General features: G+C 45.0%; 18 protein-coding genes. 12 read left to right on the forward strand and 6 right to left on the reverse strand.

Translation table 11 applies throughout. The features are described 5' to 3' along the window. Positions 1–12 precede the first annotated feature (12 nt). On the forward strand, positions 13–1554 hold the full coding sequence (locus ED312_RS16655; RefSeq protein ID WP_123217150.1) for an acyl-CoA carboxylase subunit beta: 1542 nt from the start codon (positions 13–15) through the stop codon (positions 1552–1554). Between the two features lie 58 nt (positions 1555–1612). Here the strand turns inward: ED312_RS16655 and ED312_RS16660 are convergent, their stop codons facing one another. Next, entirely contained in the window at positions 1613–3370 is a 1758-nt protein-coding gene (locus ED312_RS16660) for an aromatic amino acid hydroxylase (protein WP_123217151.1), read from the reverse strand. Between the two features lie 334 nt (positions 3371–3704). On the opposite strand from ED312_RS16660, the gene mgtE reads away from it, so the two are divergent. Beyond that, positions 3705–5084, forward strand: a complete 1380-nt coding sequence (gene mgtE, locus ED312_RS16665; RefSeq protein ID WP_123217152.1) for a magnesium transporter — start codon at positions 3705–3707, stop codon at positions 5082–5084. On the opposite strand, the gene mnmD is transcribed toward mgtE, so the two are convergent. Beyond that, positions 5074–5751 carry a tRNA (5-methylaminomethyl-2-thiouridine)(34)-methyltransferase MnmD gene (gene mnmD / locus ED312_RS16670; protein WP_123217153.1) on the reverse strand — a complete coding sequence of 226 codons (678 nt, stop codon included), beginning with the start codon at positions 5749–5751 and terminating at the stop codon, positions 5074–5076. The two genes, mgtE and mnmD, sit on opposite strands and share 11 nt — an antisense overlap. 60 nt (positions 5752–5811) lie before the next feature. Beyond that, complete coding sequence (locus ED312_RS16675; RefSeq protein WP_123217154.1) at positions 5812–6306, reverse strand: DUF4920 domain-containing protein; 495 nt, start codon at positions 6304–6306, stop codon at positions 5812–5814. 129 nt (positions 6307–6435) lie between these two features. Here ED312_RS16675 and ED312_RS16680 point away from each other — a divergent pair, with 129 nt between their 5' ends. Further along, positions 6436–7506 carry a branched-chain amino acid aminotransferase gene (locus ED312_RS16680; protein ID WP_123217155.1) on the forward strand — a complete coding sequence of 357 codons (1071 nt, stop codon included), beginning with the start codon at positions 6436–6438 and terminating at the stop codon, positions 7504–7506. Between the two features lie 64 nt (positions 7507–7570). On the opposite strand, the gene ED312_RS16685 is transcribed toward ED312_RS16680, so the two are convergent. Continuing rightward, a complete protein-coding gene (locus ED312_RS16685) occupies positions 7571–7957 on the reverse strand; it encodes a pyrophosphohydrolase domain-containing protein (protein ID WP_123217156.1) in 387 nt (128 codons plus the stop codon). Positions 7958–8135: 178 nt separating this feature from the next. Between ED312_RS16685 and ED312_RS16690 the strand changes: the two genes are divergently transcribed. From ED312_RS16690 to ED312_RS16710, 6 genes are all read left to right on the forward strand, one after another. Next, complete coding sequence (locus ED312_RS16690; RefSeq protein ID WP_123217157.1) at positions 8136–8324, forward strand: hypothetical protein; 189 nt, start codon at positions 8136–8138, stop codon at positions 8322–8324. Between the two features lie 135 nt (positions 8325–8459). Further along, entirely contained in the window at positions 8460–8636 is a 177-nt protein-coding gene (locus ED312_RS23840) for a hypothetical protein (RefSeq protein ID WP_170164541.1), read from the forward strand. A 150-nt stretch (positions 8637–8786) separates the two neighbouring features. Beyond that, a complete protein-coding gene (locus ED312_RS16695) occupies positions 8787–9830 on the forward strand; it encodes an SRPBCC family protein (RefSeq protein WP_123217158.1) in 1044 nt (347 codons plus the stop codon). A gap of 562 nt (positions 9831–10392) precedes the next feature. After that, positions 10393–10731, forward strand: coding sequence for a P-II family nitrogen regulator (locus tag ED312_RS16700; protein WP_123217159.1), 339 nt, complete (start codon positions 10393–10395; stop codon positions 10729–10731). Positions 10732–10782: 51 nt separating this feature from the next. Continuing rightward, positions 10783–12027 carry an ammonium transporter gene (locus ED312_RS16705; RefSeq protein WP_123217160.1) on the forward strand — a complete coding sequence of 415 codons (1245 nt, stop codon included), beginning with the start codon at positions 10783–10785 and terminating at the stop codon, positions 12025–12027. Between the two features lie 151 nt (positions 12028–12178). After that, positions 12179–13246: a porin gene (locus ED312_RS16710; RefSeq protein WP_123217176.1), complete on the forward strand. Its 1068-nt coding sequence runs from the start codon at positions 12179–12181 to the stop codon at positions 13244–13246. 92 nt (positions 13247–13338) lie between these two features. Here ED312_RS16710 and ED312_RS16715 read toward each other — a convergent pair whose 3' ends face one another. Further along, positions 13339–13986 carry a DUF1684 domain-containing protein gene (locus ED312_RS16715; RefSeq protein ID WP_123217161.1) on the reverse strand — a complete coding sequence of 216 codons (648 nt, stop codon included), beginning with the start codon at positions 13984–13986 and terminating at the stop codon, positions 13339–13341. 143 nt (positions 13987–14129) lie between these two features. Between ED312_RS16715 and ED312_RS16720 the strand changes: the two genes are divergently transcribed. The 3 genes from ED312_RS16720 (at position 14130) to dnaJ (ending at position 17279) form a co-directional block, all read left to right on the forward strand. After that, positions 14130–15353 carry an MDR family MFS transporter gene (locus tag ED312_RS16720; protein WP_123217162.1) on the forward strand — a complete coding sequence of 408 codons (1224 nt, stop codon included), beginning with the start codon at positions 14130–14132 and terminating at the stop codon, positions 15351–15353. Positions 15354–15521: 168 nt separating this feature from the next. Continuing rightward, the gene (locus ED312_RS16725; protein WP_123217163.1) at positions 15522–16103 is read left to right on the forward strand and encodes a nucleotide exchange factor GrpE; all 582 of its coding nucleotides are present in this window, start codon (positions 15522–15524) and stop codon (positions 16101–16103) included. A gap of 60 nt (positions 16104–16163) precedes the next feature. Continuing rightward, positions 16164–17279, forward strand: a complete 1116-nt coding sequence (gene dnaJ, locus ED312_RS16730) for a molecular chaperone DnaJ (RefSeq protein WP_123217164.1) — start codon at positions 16164–16166, stop codon at positions 17277–17279. A 254-nt stretch (positions 17280–17533) separates the two neighbouring features. Here dnaJ and ED312_RS16735 read toward each other — a convergent pair whose 3' ends face one another. After that, complete coding sequence (locus ED312_RS16735) at positions 17534–18811, reverse strand: replication-associated recombination protein A (protein ID WP_123217165.1); 1278 nt, start codon at positions 18809–18811, stop codon at positions 17534–17536. Positions 18812–18899 lie beyond the last annotated feature (88 nt).

An 18899-nucleotide genomic window follows, 5' to 3' on the forward strand; every position in this document is an offset into this window, starting at 1 on the left:
CAAAATTACACTATGGATTCCGAAATAAAAGACCTGAACGAGAAACTGGCCAAAGCTTATCTTGGCGGTGGCCGGGAACGGATAGAAAAACAACATCAGAAAAAGAAACTGACCGCCAGGGAACGGGTTGAATACCTGCTGGACAATGGTTCTTTCGAAGAGATCGGTGCCCTGGTCATACACCGTACCAAAGATTTCGGGATGGAAAAACAGCAGTATTACGGAGATGGAGTGGTCACCGGTTACGGTACTGTTAACCGGCGTCCCGTATACGTATTTGCACAGGATTTTACCGTATTCGGGGGTGCCCTTTCCGAGACTCATGCCGAAAAAATATGTAAGGTAATGGACCTGGCCCTGACCTCCGGAATCCCCATCATAGGACTGAATGATTCCGGTGGGGCACGTATACAGGAAGGTGTCCGTTCCCTGGGAGGGTATGCAGATATCTTTTACCGCAATGTAAAGGCTTCGGGGGTAGTCCCCCAGATTTCCGCTATTATGGGGCCATGTGCAGGCGGTGCCGTATACTCCCCTGCCATTACGGACTTCACGATCATGGTACAGGACACCAGTTACATGTTCGTCACCGGGCCCAATGTGGTAAAAACGGTGACCAATGAAAATGTCACTTCCGAAGAACTGGGAGGTGCCGGGACCCATGCCTCCAAATCGGGCGTGGCTCATATCACCGCCCCGAATGATACAGAATGCCTGGAGGACATCAAAAAACTGCTGGGATATCTACCCCAGAACAACAGGGAAAAACCTCTGTCCCTGCCCTTTGAACCGGAAGATGAAATACGGGAAAGCCTTCTTTCTGTCATTCCCGATCACACCAATAAACCTTATGATATGCATGAAGTGATATCGGGCATTATCGATACCGGTTCTTTTTTTGAGATACATAAGGATTATGCCGCCAATATTATTACGGGATTTGCCCGGCTGGGAGGGCGCAGTATAGGCATTGTCGCCAACCAGCCTATGGTTTTGGCCGGGGTACTGGACGTAGACAGTTCCAAAAAAGCTTCGCGTTTTGTGCGTTTCTGCGATAGCTTCAATATTCCTTTACTGGTACTCGTTGATGTGCCCGGCTTTTTACCGGGGACGGACCAGGAATGGAACGGCATTATATCTAACGGGGCCAAACTACTTTATGCTTTTAGTGAGGCTACCGTACCGAGAATCACGGTCATTACCCGGAAAGCATACGGAGGAGCTTATGATGTCATGAATTCCAAACACATAGGAGCGGACTTTAACTTTGCCTGGCCATGTGCGGAGATCGCCGTAATGGGAGCCAAGGGAGCAGCGGAGATCATTTTTAAAAAGGAGATTTCCGACGCGGAAGACCCGGACACAAAACTTATGGAAAAGGAAGCCGAGTACTCCCGTTTATTTGCCAATCCGTATATCGCCGCCAACCGTGGGTTTATTGACGAGGTCATACTACCACAGGATACCAGGAGGAAGCTTTTAAAAGCGTTCGCCATGCTGGAAAACAAACGGGCCGACAATCCGAAGCGGAAACACGGGAACATCCCCTTATAACCACCGGCACGGGAAAACCTGCGAGGCAGAAGCCAGAGCCATCCATTAAACGGACCAGTTACCTTACGAGGTTGTTATCCACCAGGCCAATCCCGCCTTCGATGAGGTGGGCTATCCCGGGAAAATCTGTTTTCATCTTGTCCAGGTAAAGCAATATCTCCCGGGCAAAAGCGTCATCTCCCTGATCCACGGCAAGTTCGTACAATTCTACAGGGAGCAACCAATCCTTGGGGTGATCCGCTTTCAGGCTTTCGAAAATACCGTGCATGGCAGTGGATATTTCCCTGCCTTCGCGTATATCTCTCACATTCTGGTACAGTGTTTCGAGAGCAGACTGCTCTACGGATTTTTTCACCTTAATGGTCTTCTCCGAAGGAACATGGGTAATAAGGTCAAAACTCTTTGTATCTGCCGGCCCCGAAAAAGCGGACACCACTTTTTTGCCTACGGCCATATCGTATATACCCCACTCCGGTTTAAAGAGTATTTTCTCCCCGTAGGTTACCGTGCAGTTCCTGAAACTGATGAGAATGATTTTTCCCTGAAGATTTCTCGTTCCGGTAATGATATCTCCGGTAACTTCTATACCGCCTTCAAATTCCAGGGTAACCCTTTCACCTTCATAGATATTGTACGCTTTAAGATCCCGGGGGCTCATATCTTCTATGGCAAGGTTAATGCCCTTCAGTTTTCCTACGGGGCTGCCAAAACCTTCAGCATGATATGCCGTACCATGACCTACGAGCTCTTTTTCCCGGTATGACAGGGCGGTTTTTCCGGTAGTTTGCAGGTAAACCGGCTTACCCTCATATTCTATGGCATCTGTGAATATTCCGGAAATCTGTAGTCCCGTGCTCAGTTCGGCAGTCCCCAAAGCACCGGATACGATCAGTTTACGCATACCGCTAAGTCCGCCGGTACGCAATGCCATGGTATTGGCAAATTCCTCCAGTACCAGGCTCAGATGGGCAAAATCCGGAGTCACATACAGCTGTGGTTGTGGCCTGGTAATGTCAAACTCACGGTAAGCTGCTTCGATATTGTACGGAAGCTTCTGTACATTGTCTGTCATGCACCAGGCACTTTCCCCTATGGAAGATAGGAGACCGGCCCCGTAAATTTTAGGATTTTCCACCGAGCCTATGAGCCCGTATTCCACTGTCCACCAGTGCAGGTTCCGGATCAGGGCCATTTCGCTGGGCTCTCCCATATTTTTCTGAAGTTCGTCTACTCTTTTCTCCGCTTCTTCAATTTCCTCGTCCGGCGTCCCCGGTGCTTCTTTTATAATAGATAAATGGCGGATGGCCTCATACATTTCATAATCCTTTGCACTGGATATTGCCTTACAGCCTATTTCCCCGAACCTCCTCAGGTATTCCGCATACTCCGGGTTGGCAATGATCGGTGCATGTCCCGCTCCCTCGTGAATGATATCGGGAGCAGGGGTATATTCGATATGTTCCAGCTGACGTATGTCGGAGGCAATCACCAGTACATTATAAGCCTGGAACTCCATAAATGCGGCCGGGGGTATAAAACCGTCTACCGCAACGGCAGCCCAGCCTATTTCTTCGAGGATACGGTTCATACCGTACATATTAGGTATACTGTCTATGGATATGCCCGTTTGCCGCAACCCGTCCAGGTACGAGGAATGAGCTACCTTACTCAGGTAGTCGACATTTTTGCGCATTACATAACGCCATACCGCCTGGTTTATGGCAGAGTAATCCTCATAGTTCTGAGGTTTTACAAACTGTCTCAAATGTGCAGGAAGTTTTTCTAAAACAGGATTACTTTCATATGCGGATGCCATGATGTGCTGAAATATTTTATGAGTTTAATCAAATTTACGAAAATGAATGCAAACGGAAGGTATCCGGTTTTACCTTTCGCCCCTTATTTTTACAGAAATACACTCCTTTTTTATACCCTAAAACCAGGACCTGTATAATTTTAATCTTTTTATAAGAGTCCCCCCTTCTTCTTATTTAAAAAAACGTTTTACTTTTGCGCCCTGAAATATAAATGATATTCCACATGGACACAGGTCCCAAACATTTAATCAGTAATTCTTCCCTACCATAATTACACGGTATTTTTTGGCATGTGTGATGAGGTAAGAAGCATTACACAAACCAAAAAGTATTATGATCCGTACAAAACTGCAACAACTTTTTGACGAGTTCTGGCACATTGACCAGATCACTACGGTGATCCCGCTTCTGAAAAAGATGCCTGTTATCGAGGTAAGCGAACTGCTGCTGAGGATAGATGAGGGCCACCAGCTTCATATACTCTCCGGATTTACACCTAAACAGCAGGGTGCTATAGTTTCGGACTTTCCTCTGGCACGGCAGCTCGCCCTCTTCAGGTCTGCCGGTGTAAAAAGGTTTGCACTGATTTTCGAAAACATGCCTTCCGAGAGCAGGGCAGACATGTTCCCCCGTCTTACACCAGAAGAGCAGACAGCCCTCTTACCCTTTTTGTCCAAAACCGTCCGGGAAAATGTCATCCGGTTGAGCGCATATCCTCCCGAAACCGCCGGAGGTATTATGAGCACCGATTTTGCGACTATCCAACAGTCTATGACCTGTGCAGAGGCCATGGCTAAAATCAGAAGTGATGCGCCTTCCAAACGGACGGTATATTATATCTATGTAGTGGACGAAGAGCAAAAAATGCAAGGTTTCGTAACACTTAAGGACCTGATCATGGCAGCCCCTTCCTCTCTGGTCAGACATATGCTCCACCAGGAGTTTGTCTTTGCCTATGCCGATGAAGACCGTGAAAAAGTAGCGCAAAAAATTGAAAAATACGACCTTGTTGCCATTCCCGTGCTAAACCGGGAAAACCGGTTGGCAGGGATCGTCACCCATGATGAAGCCATAGATATTATCCGGGTCGAGCAAACCGAAGATATGGAAAAATTCATGGGGATCGTTCCGGATAAAAACGAACTGGACTACATAGCCACTTCCAGCTGGAAACATTTTAAAAAACGTGCAGTATGGATCATTTCCCTGGCTGTCTTCGGAATTATCTCCGGCCTTATTATCCATGGTTACGAGAATGTCCTGAAAAACTTCCTTATACTCGCCCTGTACATGCCCATGGTAGCCGACACCGGGGGAAATTCGGGGAGCCAGGCAGCAACTGTTGTGGTCCGGGCTATGGCATTAGGCCAGGTTTCCGTAAAAGACTGGTTGAAAATATTGTGGAAAGAAGCGCGGATTTCTTTGCTCCTGGCGGTATGCCTGGGTATACTGGCGTTCCTCAAAGTACTTTTCCTCAGCTGGGAAACCCCTATTCCCGAACTTTACAGTCTCAGCAGAATTGCTTTTGCCATTGCACTGGCACTTTCCATTCAGGTGATTACGGCAACTATCATCGGTGCAGGCCTGCCTTTACTTGTCAAACGATTCGGAGGTGACCCGGCCGTAGCTGCAAGTCCGGCTATTACCACTATTGTGGACATTACGGGGCTCCTTATATATTTTGGCATTACCACGTTGTTCTTCACGCTGTAACTGCCGTATATTTAATTGCTCTCAGCATTTCCCTTTTACCTGGAGGGCCGGGCAGGCGTTCTACCGTAAACCCAACCGCCTGCATGGCCCTCCTTACACTTCCTTTGGCGGAATAAGTAACCAGCACACCGTTCTCTCTCATTGCCTCATACATCTTTGCAAAAATATCTTCTGTCCATAGCTCCGGTTGTACCCTGGGCCCGAAAGCATCAAAATACACCAGGTCAAATTTCTCTCTGTCCGTAATATCCGAGAAAGACTGCTGCCTCTTGGTAAGCACAAACCTGCCGGATATTTCATGGGGTGTTTCCCAGGAAACTTCATGCATCTTTTCAAAAGAAGGAGTCCACTGTTCTGCCCCCAGTTCTGCAAGATAGTTCAGTTGTTGCAGTTCTTCCGACGAAACCGGATAGGCTTCCACCCCGGTATATTCCACAGGTAACTTTCTCTCTTCGGCTTCCAGAAAAGTTATAAAAGCATTAAGCCCTGTACCGAAACCTATTTCAAGGACGGATACTTTATCTTTTGCCAGCCTGTCCAGCCCGTTTTTTATAAACACATGCCTGGCTTCCCGTATGGCCCCGTGAACGGAATGGTAGTGTTCATCCCATTCCTCCAGGTGTATGGTGGTGGAACCGTCCGCTGTTTTTATTATTTTTCTTTTCAAAAGGTATGAAAATACTCGGTTAATGTATTGTTCGGATCATCGGAAATAACGGGTCTCCCCCTACTGTTTAATAAGTACCCCGTTGGCTTCAACGGCATAGGTAATCCGCGGTTCGGTAATCTGTGCTATTTCTTCTTCGGTCTTTCCGGCATCTTTGGCATAGTGTCTCAGGTCTTTGACCGACATTTCTTCCACATAAGCCTTTCCCTCGATAACCACTTCTCCGGAAGCGTCTTTCGGCACAAAAAACCCGTAGTCCTTAAAGCGTACCATAGCTTCCCGGCCGCCATCCAGTTGCACTTTCATCCAACATCCCTTTTTCGGGCAGACTTCCAGGATTGTAGAGGTAAATTTTACAGGTATGGTATCGGTTTTCCGAAGCCCGGTAAATTTTTTATCCATTTCCACGGCTCCCCAACGGTTATCCGGCGTCACAGAATCCCCGAAAGAACTATAAGCTACAGGTGTGCCCCCGTCTTTTTCAGCATTTTGCTTGCAGCCGCTTGTGGCAAATAAAAACAATACTGCCAAAAAATTTAATATTAATGACTTCATATCTCAATTTTTTAGGAAATTAACTGATCACTCTCTATTTCAGACTAACAAAATAAATGAATTTTATGTGATTTTTTAATTCCGTATACGTATTTATTTAATTACTTTAGCTTTAAAATTTATTTGACCATGAAGACAGAAGAAGTTACTCCTATTAAAATTGAAAAAACGGCTAGCTCCAGGATAGAAAAAGTAGATTTTAATCATCTCACTTTCGGAAGTGTATTTACGGACCACATGTTCGTTTGCGACTATGCCAACGGTAGCTGGGGAACTCCACAGATCACTCCTTACCAACCACTTGTCCTTGATCCTTCTGCCAGGGTATTTCACTATGCCCAGGCTGTTTTCGAAGGAATGAAGGCCTACCGGGACGATAATGACCGTGTATGGCTTTTCCGTCCGGATGAAAATTTTAAAAGGATCAACAAATCTTCTGTACGTATGGCCATGCCGGAATTTCCGGAAGAATACTTTTTCGAGGGACTGAAGACCCTACTCAAACTGGACGAGAAATGGATCCGCAAGGGAGAGGGTAATTCGCTTTACATACGTCCTTTTATAATTGCCACGGAGCCGAGCGTTATGGCTTCTCCTTCCGGACAGTACAAATTTGTAATTATATGCTCTCCGGCACAATCTTATTACGGTGGTGAGGTACGTGTAAAAATCGCCGACCACTACAGCCGTTCTGCTTCGGGCGGTATAGGGTATGCCAAAGCTGCCGCGAACTACGGCGCCCAGTTCTACCCTACTTCCCTGGCAAACAAAGAAGGATATCAACAGGTTATATGGACAGATTCCAATACCCATGAATATCTGGAAGAAGCCGGCACCATGAATGTATTTTTCCGCATAGGAGATACGCTTATTACGGCGCCTACCAGCGACAGGATATTGGACGGGGTTACCCGAAAAAGTGTTATTGCTGTTGCCGAATCCAAAGGTATCAAAGTAGAGGTAAGACCTGTTAAGGTCGGAGAAATTGTTGCCGCGGCCAAAGAGGGAACCCTGAAGGAGATTTTCGGAAGTGGTACTGCTGCCGTTATTAATCCGGTAGTGGGATTCGGGTATAAGGACGAAAAGTTCGAACTCCCAAAAACAGATGACTCTTATGCTTCCATGATCAAAAAAGCCATCATTGATATTCAGTATAACAGATCCGAAGATCCTTTCGGATGGCGTTATGAAATAAAATAACAGGACATATATATTTGCAGGTTGCAGTTATCCCGAAACAGATTAAACTGCAACCTGCACTTTCTTATTTTTCCAAAACTTTGGTGATATCGGGCTTAAAATAATTCGGCCCTTTCATAACCTTACCGTCTTCCCGGTATATCGGTTTACCATTTTGACCCAGTTTACTCATATTACTGCGTTGTATTTCCTCGAATACTTCTTCGATTTTATGTTGCATGCCATGTTCCAGAATGGTGCCGCATAAAATATATAACATATCTCCCAAGGCATCGGCCACTTCCACCAGGTCGTTATTCTTTGCGGCTTCCAGATATTCTTCATTTTCCTCCGCCATAAGATTATATCGCAGGTCTATTTTAGCTGTTCCTATATCGGCAAGGGGGGCATTGGCTATTCCCAACCCGAATGCGCGATGAAATTCCGCTACCGCTTCCAGTTTTCTCTTCATTATCAATTAAAATTACAGTTTTAATAGTGATTTACCACGACACCTGCCTTTTCCCCGGGCGCCTCGGATACCCGCCCGGCACGAAGATTGCCCTCCCCATCTGCTAACAGGAAAAGGACACCCTTAAACGAAGGCCTTGCTGTCGATAAAATGGTTATTTTTGCCTAAAAATAAATATATGTTCACAACGGGACAACTCATATTCGCCATTTTTTTCTTCATCGCTTTTGTCATGGTGATCTTCTTTAGCTACAGAAAAGATAAAAGGCTGCATGCCAGGCACTATAGCGGAAGCATTAAGATTTTAATAGGCTTCATCCTCTTCCTTGTAATTTTATTCGTATTAAAAAGCTGGGTGAAGTCGTAGATATTATCCGAAATTCAAAGAGATGGTCCTTTTTATACCATATCCCTAACGCAGCACGGATTTTTTTGTTTTTTTAAACCGCTTTTATTCTAAAAAAAATTATAAATTAGCGCCGTGGTTTAAAAAATAAAAGCAATGATTACATTTTGTAGTGTATTGTTTTCGCTTCTTATTATTAATGTGCTCCTTTTAACTTTCAGCATTAATAAGACGGAGAAGAAAACAAAAAAGCCTTTCCGGTTCTATCCGGAAAAGACGGAAAAGAGTCTTACTCCTCATTTCAACATCAAGAATTACAGGGAAGCGGTATAGCCGGCTGGTAACGGAGTTTACCAACTCACTTTAATCTTTAACCTTGTCAGAAAAGTCTTTTTTTGTTCCGGCAGAAAATGATTATGGTATCTTTTGTGCTCATATTTGCGTTATTGTGTAAATTAGCATCGGTGCAAATCAAGAGAAATCATGAAAATCCTTAAATATCTTTTTTTCCTTCTTCTAATATTGGTTATAGGCATATCCATATATATTGCTATCCAGCCTTCTTCTTATAGTGTAAGCAGGAGCCGGACCATTCAGGGCCACTCACCTGTAATATATAATTATGTAGAGGACCTTAAAAACTGGAAAGACTGGATGCCATGGCTGGAAAAGAATCCGGATATGACTATTACATACGGCCGGACCACGCGGGGGATCGGAGCAGGTTTCACCTGGACGGATAAAAAGATACACGGAAAACTGGAGACTATCTCGGCAACTCCCTATACACACCTTGAACAAAAGCTGACTTATAACGATCACGAACCGGCCGAAGTTTCCTGGAAATTCGATTCGCAAGGAGATGCAACCCGGGTAACCTGGGAAACCAACGGAACGCTGGACTTCAAATCCAAAGCATATGTACTCTACAAAGGCAGTATGGAAGACAAACTGGGACCGGAACTGGAACGGGGCCTTGAAAAACTGGATAGTACCATACAGGAAAATGTAAAAAAATATGCGATATCCATAGATGGCATCACCGAACAAGGCGGAGGTTTTTACCTCTATACTACCACCTCCAGTAAAATATCCGACAGCCGGAAAAAGATTTCCGAACGCGTAAATGCCATCCGGGAATACGTCACAAAACACAATATCTCCAATACGGGCACCCCTTTTACTTACTACTACTCCTGGGATGAAGAAAACAATGCAACCATATTTTCTAACGGGGTCTTTACTTCCTCAAAAATCATTACCGAGCCGGGGAGTGAAATTCTTACCGGTGAGATATCGCCTTTCCGGGCCCTGAAGGTAACACTGGAAGGAGATACTGAAAACCTTGAAGAAGCCTGGGAAAGCGCTTTTGCTTATCTTGCAGAACGACAGATAGCCCAGGATTCTACCGGGCCTTATCTGGAATTTTATCCCGTAGATGCTTCTCATACCCTTAACCCTGCAAAATGGGTAACAGAAATATATGTCCCCGTGTCCGAACTCAATATTCCCCCCATAATCGAATAAATCCATAGGGAACCGGCCTGCATATATATTCCGTGAGGTACACGGCAACTATGTTTTTCTCCGCCCATAACTACGGAAATCTGGGCTTTCCGAAGAACACCCTTCCGCCATATTACTTCTGTCAGGCACAGGAGCATACAACCCCGCTTTTAAGCCTCATACTTCGATCATTTACCGAACGGTCCTTGTACAAAAAAAATAACAGGTAACGGCCTTTAATACAACTAATATAACATTCTTACCTCAATCTACTCTCTTCCTCCAAGCACCTATTTCAGTATACCGGCAACCTCTTTTTTAGCTGTAGTATCAGAAACTCGCACAATGACCATACTATAAGACAACGAAATCGTTTTCGTTTTCTGCATTCTGCTCTAAAAATTATTGTTTTTGACCTACTCCAAATACAAACACGTCATTTTTGCATCAATTTTTAGAAATAACCCCTAAAAAAATAGGGGGTGTTTATCAATTATTCGTAAAAATCAAGATATTTAGTATATTTTAGTAAGGGGTGTGATTCGTTTAATATAAATTTAACATTCATAAAATTTATTCTCTTATGAAAAAAATAGAAGCAATTATCCGAAAATCAAAATTTGATGATGTCAAGGAAGCTCTTCATCAGGTTGGAGTTAATTTTTTCAGCTATTGGGATGTTACCGGGCTTGGTAACGAGAAACAGGGACATGTATACAGGGGTGTTACTTACAGCACTGCAGATATACAAAGAAGGTACCTCTCCATAGTAGTATCCGATGAATTTGCGGAAAAGGCCGTAGAGGCCATTCTGGATTCCGCCGTAACAGGTAGTGTGGGTGACGGTAAAATATTTGTGTCTCCCGTAGAAGAAACATACCGTATACGAACACGTGAAAAAGGAAAAACCTCTCTTAACTAACAAACGGATAAAAAACTAACCGACAAAGTAAACAATTAAAAAGAAAAAGTTATGGAAGAAACTTTATTGACAGCCAATAATATATGGATGATGGTATGTACCGGATTGGTATTCTTCATGCACCTGGGTTTTTCCTTTTTGGAAATAGGCCTGACACGGCAGAAAAATACAATAAACATTCTTTTCAAAAACGTATTTATAATATGTATAGGTCTACTGATTTACTGTTTTGTAGGCTTTAACCTGATGTATCCCGGAAGCTTTATAGGAGGTGTCCTTCCGGATTATTTCATCGACCTGTTCGGGCTTTCCTTACCGGAAGACGGCCTTACTACTGCATATGCAGACGGAGGATATACGTACTGGACAGATTTCCTTTTCCAGGGAATGTTTGCCGCCACAGCTGCTACGATAGTTTCCGGAGCAGTAGCGGAAAGAGTAAAACTGACAAGTTTTATGCTCTTTTCCGTAATTTATGTAGGTATCGTATATCCCATAGCAGGCTCCTGGAAATGGGGAGGCGGATTCCTTGACGAATGGGGTTTCTATGATTTTGCAGGTTCTACCTTAGTACATTCCGTAGGCGGATGGGCTGCCATCGTAGCCGTTTACCTGCTTGGGTCCCGTATTGGAAAATTCGGTAAAGACGGAAAAGTAAATGCCATTCCGGGGCATAACATTCCCATGGCAACTGCGGGGGTGCTGATCCTGTGGCTCGGATGGTTCGGGTTTAACGGCGGTTCCGTACTCTCGGCAGATCCCGGAGCTACCTCTCTTACCCTGGTCACCACATGTCTTGCAGCCGCTGCAGGAGGTATATCCTCTTTCATATCCTCTACTATAATGTATAAGAATTACGACCTTACCATGTTCCTTAACGGGATCCTGGGAGGATTGGTCGGTATCACCGCAGGAGCAGATCAGATGACCCCCACAGATGCTATTATCATAGGGCTGATAGCCGGCGTTATCATAGTCTTCGGTGTTGCTTTAGTGGACAAACTGAAACTGGACGATCCGGTAGGGGCCATAGCTGTTCATCTCATATGCGGAATATGGGGCACCCTTGCCGTAGGTATCTTCGGCGCCATGGCAGGCATGGACCAGTTCCTGATACAGCTTGCAGGGGTGGCTATTATTGGTGCATTTTGCATCGTTTCGGCATTCATTATACTATTCACCATTAAAAAAACCATGGGATTGCGTGTTTCCAAAGAAGAAGAGCTCGAGGGGCTCGACCTTCACGAGCACGGAGGAATGGAAGCTTATCCCGACTTCCGGATGAACCAACACTAACTTACCCTGTAAAAGTTCTGAAAGTCTTTTGGAAAAAGGAAGCGGAGCGTTTGGCAGAACGCTCCGCATAATAATCCTCATTCAAAAAAGATATTCCGGCGTTTCGACATACACATATCCAGTAAATATCAAAACAATTAATCTTTTTATTATGAAATCGATTACTATGACAAAGTTCGTAAAAAAAGTGCTTTTTGCCATCATGGCATTTGTGAATTTAACTGTTTTCGCCCAGGAAGAGGCCAAATTCCAGATAAGCGGTAGCGTAGATGGCTATTACCGATATAATTTTTCAGATGAACAAAGACAGGCCCCTCTCTCCTCTTTCGCAAATGATCCGGGATTCGCTCTCGGCATGGCCAATGTAATTGCTTCTTATGAAGGCGAAAAGGTAGGTTTTGTAGCCGACCTCGTCTTCGGCCCCAGGGGAGAGGATGCTGTCTTTCTGTCCACAGGTTCCTCCAATATCGTAAACCAGTTGTACGTATACTGGACGGTAAGCGATGCGGTGACCCTTACTTTCGGTAATTTCAATACCTTTCTCGGGTATGAGGTTATATCCCCTACGGGAAATTTCAACTATTCCACCTCATACATGTTTTCTTACGGCCCGTTTTCACATACCGGTCTGAAAGCCGATTTCTCCCTGTCCGAAAACTGGTCTGCCATGCTCGCCGTAATGAACCCTACGGATTACACCGAGTACAACCCGGCAGGAGTATATACTTTCGGAGCCCAGCTCGGATATGAAACCGAAAAAGGAGGTACCTGGCTGAACGCCATTTACGGAAAGCAATACGACGGAACAGCCATCAGCGAAGAGGCTACCTTCCAGATTGACCTTACCACAGGTTATGATCTGACGGATATGTTCTACCTGGGATTAAATGCTACTTATAACGAAACCAAAGATGCGGGAGGATTTTACGGAGTGGCCCTGTATCCTCAGGTAAAAACATCCGAGAGCTTTGCATTGGGCCTAAGGGCGGAATACTTCAAAGAACTGGAAGACGGAGGCCCTGTTTACGGACCGGACATAAATACCTGGGACTTTACCCTTACCGGAAGCTATACCGTAGGCGATCTTACCATTAAACCGGAACTTCGCTTAGATACCGTTTCCGAAGACAGGTTCTTTGACAAGGACAGTTACAAGACCGGTATTCCCACTGAAGGAAGTCTCGGGTCCTTTGTCCTGGCTGCAATCTATAAGTTTTAAAGTTCCTGAGAATTTTCAGCCTTACTCTTTGACTGCAAGCAGGCCCGGTTTCTAAGGAGAAACCGGGCCTGCTTTTTTCGTTCGTGCTATGTTTATTTATCCTGGAATGCCTTCACTCCGGCCCGTACGGCAATGGGCAACATATTCTCTTCCGGCACAATGGGACAGGAATATTTTTTATTATAGGCACAGTACGGATTATACGCCTTATTAAAATCCACTATAATTTCCTTTCCCCGGGGTATGCGCAGGTCTATATAACGCCCTCCTCCGTAGGTTTCCTCCCCGTTTGTAGCGTCAGAAAAAGGCAGAAACAGATAATCTTCGTATCCTTCCCGGGTAATCAGTTCCTGGTTCTGGTAGACATTCAGCTTGTACTCCTTTCCGTCAATCTCAAAATACAATATTCCGTACCTCACTTCTTTAGTGACCCTTTCTGTTGTGGTAGGCATAAAAAAGGGAGATTCACCGGGCGTTCTTTCGAGCCTGGCTTTTACCAGCCAGGTAGTGTCGACCGGGAAAAAATCAAGCCCTCGAAAATGTTTCCTGTCCTTATCTTTCAGAGGTGATATTTTAGGGTCCCGGAACTCTTCGTTAAGCTCTCGCTGAAACTGTTCTATATCCCATATGGTACTGGTAGTATCTGTTGTCACAGAATCCCTCCTGTCATGGTATCTCTTGTCCCCTTTACAACTGGTAAAAACGATAAGAAATACCAGTGTAGCCAGCATCGTCTTCATAGTTTCAATCTGTTTTTGTGTATTGTGAATAGCTTCAGTTGCAAAGCTATAATTTTATTTACTTTATCATGCAAAAATAACCACTTTCCACATTTTCGTTTACTCGAATATTGCGTAAGTTTGACGTTTAATTTTTCCCCCGTATGTTTCGTTTACTCCTGCAAAAGTACATATCCTCTTTCCGGGGATTTTCCAGGGAAATCTGGTTCCTTACTCTAATTACTTTTATCAACCGGGCAGGGACTATGGTACTTCCCTTTTTGTCCAGGTACCTCAAAGAAGATCTTCGTTTTTCCTATGGCCAGATCGGGTGGATCATGGTCTGTTTCGGCCTGGGCTCTATGGCGGGTTCCTGGCTCGGTGGAAAATTCGCCGATAAGATAGGTTTTTACAAGGTTATGGTGTTCAGCCTGTTTACCAGTGGAATATCGTTTTTCATACTACAGTTTATAACCGGGTTTCAAGGGTTGTGCATAGCCATGTTTCTTATTATGACCATAGCCGATATGTTTCGCCCTGCCATGTTTGTCTCTCTCGGTGCATATAGTAAACCCGAAAACAGGACCAGGGCACTGACCCTAGTACGCCTGGCCATCAACCTCGGATTTGCAGCAGGCCCGGCCCTGGGCGGACTCATTATCATAAGAATGGGATATTCCGCACTGTTCTGGATTGACGGGGCTTCCTGCATTATTGCTATCGTGCTCTTCCGAATCCTGGTAAAAGAAAAGAGAAAAACCCCGGAAGAAACGACACAGTCAGTCCTTGTGAAAGAGGGAGTTCCCGTTCTGAAAGACCGGCCTTATTGGGTATTCCTCTTTATTACCTTTGTCCTGGGAATGTTGTTTTTCCAGCTATTCACCACCATGCCTGTCTATCACAAAGAAGTTTACGGACTTTCGGAGTTTCAGACCGGCCTTTTAATGTCACTAAACGGACTGATGATCTTTGTATTTGAAATGCCCCTGGTAAGTTATATAGAAAAAATAAAAACAGGGAAACCAAGGCTTATCTACATCAGTACACTCCTTATGACCGCCAGCTTCTTAATCCTTCTGTATTCCGGCTGGACCGGAATACTTGTCCTAAGCATGGCCATTATCACCCTTGGGGAAATGATCGGTTTTCCGTATACCAATGCTTTTGCCATGAGCAGGGCAAGTAAAGGCAGGGAGGGCAGGTATATGGCTTTGTACACCATGAGTTTTTCCCTGGCACATATATGGAGTGCCAAAACAGGCATGGAGATCATAGCCCGCTGGGGATATAATGCCAACTGGCTTTTTATGGGAGGCCTGGGGCTTACCTCTGTCCTCTGTGCCTTGTGGTTACGCAATATGATAAACCATGAAAAGCAGCCGGCTTAAACCGGAGAGTTACCTCGTATAGCAAAGAAAATGGTTACGACCGCACCCCTTCAATGACATTATGGCATTTTTACAGCTGATTCCTACGCCGTAAACCGCTGTAATACCGCTCTGAAAGGTTTGGCAATACTTTTGCAGTATGCAAGCCTGTATAAATTGTTACGTAATATGGCAAAAAAGGATAAAAACGAAAAGACCGTTGACAAAGATATAATGGCCGATGAGCAAAACGCTCCGGTCACTGAAGAAAACAAAGAAGATCAGGGACTTTCTGCTGAAGACCAGCTGAAAGAAGAACTTGCCAAAGAAAAAGACAAGTTTCTGCGTCTCTTTGCCGAATTCGAAAATTACAAAAAAAGAACCGCTAAAGAGCGTATAGAACTATTTAAAACAGCAGGACAAGATGTCGTGTCTGCCATGTTGCCCGTCCTCGATGATTTTGACAGGGCACTGACCGAAATCCAGAAACAGGAAAGTGGTGAAGATATGACAGAAACAGGCACCAGGAATGAATTGCTTACAGGTGTTGAACTCATTAGTAACAAATTCAGGGAAGCACTGAAAAGCAAAGGTCTTACGGAAATAGAAACTGCCAAGGGAGATCTGTTTGATGCCGAACTGCATGAAGCCATAACCCAGATCCCTGCACCCGCCGAAGAGTTGAAGGGTAAGATCATTGATGTGGTAGAAAAAGGATACCGTCTTGGAGACAAGATCATACGATATCCTAAAGTAGTTGTAGGAAAGTAACACGACTGACGGTCACCTCCTGAGTTTCTCAGGCAGAAATTCAGGTAAAAAACGGAACAGATGAAAGAAGATTATTACGAAATACTGGAAGTAGATAAAAATGCTTCGGCGGCAGAAATAAAAAAAGCTTACCGAAAAAAGGCCATACAATACCATCCGGATAAAAATCCGGGGGATGCCAAGGCAGAAGAGATGTTTAAGAAATCTGCCGAAGCATACGAGGTATTGAGCGACCCCGATAAACGGGCCAGGTACGATCAGTACGGGCATGCTGCTTTTGACGGCAACGGCGGATTTGGCGGTGGCGGCATGAACATGGACGATATATTCAGCCAGTTCGGGGATATATTCGGAAGTGCCTTCGGTGGCGGATTCGGTGGGTTCAGCAGCGGGTTCGGCGGTCAGCGACGTGTAAAGGGAAGTAACCTCAGGATACACGTAAAACTGACTTTAGAAGAAATTGCCCAGGGTGTGGAGAAAAAGGTGAAAGTTCGCCGAAAAGTACAGGCTCCCGGGGTTTCTTATAAAACCTGTCCTACCTGCCACGGTACCGGGCAGGTAACCCGTGTAACCAATACTATTCTGGGGAGAATGCAGACTTCCGCCCCCTGTAATGCCTGTGGCGGTTCCGGCCAGATCATCGAAAAAAAACCTTCCGATGCGGATGCACAGGGACTAAAAATAAGCGAAGAAACGGTTTCCATTAAAATACCTGCCGGCGTAGCCGATGGCATGCAACTCAAAGTAACGGGAAAAGGAAACGAAGCACCCGGCAATGGTATCGCCGGCGACCTGCTCGTGGTGATAGGGGAAGTAGAACACGAAACCCTTAAACGGGAAGGTGACAACCTCCATTACGACCTTTATGTGAGCATACCGGAAGCAGTGCTGGGTACCTCTAAAGAAATAGATGCTGTTACCGGTAAGGTAAGGATCAAACTCGAGGCCGGCATGCAGTCCGGAAAAATACTCCGATTACGCGGCAAGGGAATTCCCAGTATCAATGGTTACGGAAGCGGGGACCTGCTGGTTCATGTCAACGTATGGACACCTAAGACCCTGAACAAGGAACAAAAGGATTTCTTCGAACAAATGTTACAGGACGAGCATTTTACGCCCAAGCCTGAAAAAAGCGATAAATCTTTCTTTGAAAAAGTTAAAGATATGTTTTCGTAAGGAAGATACGATATTAATACAAGGCCGGAGTTAACAGCTCCGGCTTTTTATATCCCTGAAAATCCGAATTCTAATGCTATGCGATTTTTTTTGATCAATTTTTACCCGATTCCTAAAAATATCATAAAAAAAATGTATATTTGAAAACCCACTAAGAGATCTTAGTGTTAATTTTTTTCTTTTTCATAGCAATTTTTTCCCATCCTTGACCCCGATTAAGGATGGGTTTTGTTTTTATTTTTATATTACCTCTTTTATCCCTTGTATTTATCTCCCCACCGCTTCTCCATAAATTCCTTTATGCTGTTCTCCCTGCTATTTTTTGCCGGAACGTAAAATGACGTCCCTTTAATTTCATCCGGCAGGAATTCCTGGTTCACAAAATTCTGGTTGTAATCATGTGCATATTTGTAATCCTCACCGTACCCCAGCTCTTTCATCAGCTTGGTAGGCGCATTCCTGAGGTGTAACGGCACGGAAAGGTCTCCTGTTTTCCTTACGGCCTCCTGCGCCCTGTTTATCGCCATATAAGCCGTATTGCTCTTGGGTGACGTAGCCAGGTATATAGCACATTGACTTAGGATAATCCGCGACTCCGGGTACCCGATGGTCGTAACCGCCTGGAAGGTATTATTGGCTATGACCAATGCGGTAGGGTTGGCTATGCCTATATCTTCCGAAGCGAGTATAAGCATTCGCCTGGCTATAAATTTTACGTCCTCTCCCCCTTCTATCATGCGGGCCAGCCAGTATACTGCACCATTAGGGTCGCTTCCCCTGATGGACTTGATAAAGGCGGAAACAATGTCGTAGTGCTGTTCACCGGTCTTGTCATAAAGCACCGTGTTCTTCTGGACCTTTTCCAGCACGAGATCATTGGTTATGGTAACTTCTTCTGTTCCTTCGGAATTAATGACCAGCTCAAAGATATTCAGTAGCTTCCGTCCGTCTCCCCCGGAGAGCCTTAAAAGAGCCTCGGTCTCTTTCAGATCGATTTTCATGCCCGAAAGTACAGTGTCTTTTTCCAGGGCCCGGTGCAAAAGGGCTTCCATATCCGATTTGTTAAAGGCATTAAGTACGTATACCTGGCACCTGGAAAGCAAGGCGGGGATCACCTCAAAACTGGGATTTTCCGTCGTAGCCCCGATTAGGGTTACCCATCCCTTTTCCACCGCTCCGAGCAGGGAATCCTGCTGTGACTTACTGAAACGGTGAATCTCATCTATGAAAAGTATGGGGTTCTTTGTCGTAAAGAGACCGCCGCTCTGCTTTGCCTTATCTATAACCTCGCGGACATCCTTTACCCCGCTGCTTATAGCACTGAGCGTATAAAAAGGCCTGTCACTTTCATTGGCTATGATATTGGCCAGGGTAGTCTTCCCCGTACCGGGAGGCCCCCAGAAAATCAGTGACGGGATGATACCTTTCTTTATCTGTTTGGTCAGGGACCCCGTTTCTCCAACCAAATGCGACTGGCTGATATAATCTTCCAGGGTCCTGGGGCGTATTCGTTCTGCAAGTGGTTCATTCATGCTATAAAATTACTATATTTATTTAGATGGATACACCGGCGCAAGCTGCCCCCTCTTCTGGGGTTGTGATTATAACCTTTTAGCGACT

It is taken from the genome of Sinomicrobium pectinilyticum (genome assembly GCF_003725735.1).
Taxonomy (GTDB): Bacteria; Bacteroidota; Bacteroidia; order Flavobacteriales; family Flavobacteriaceae; genus Sinomicrobium; species Sinomicrobium pectinilyticum.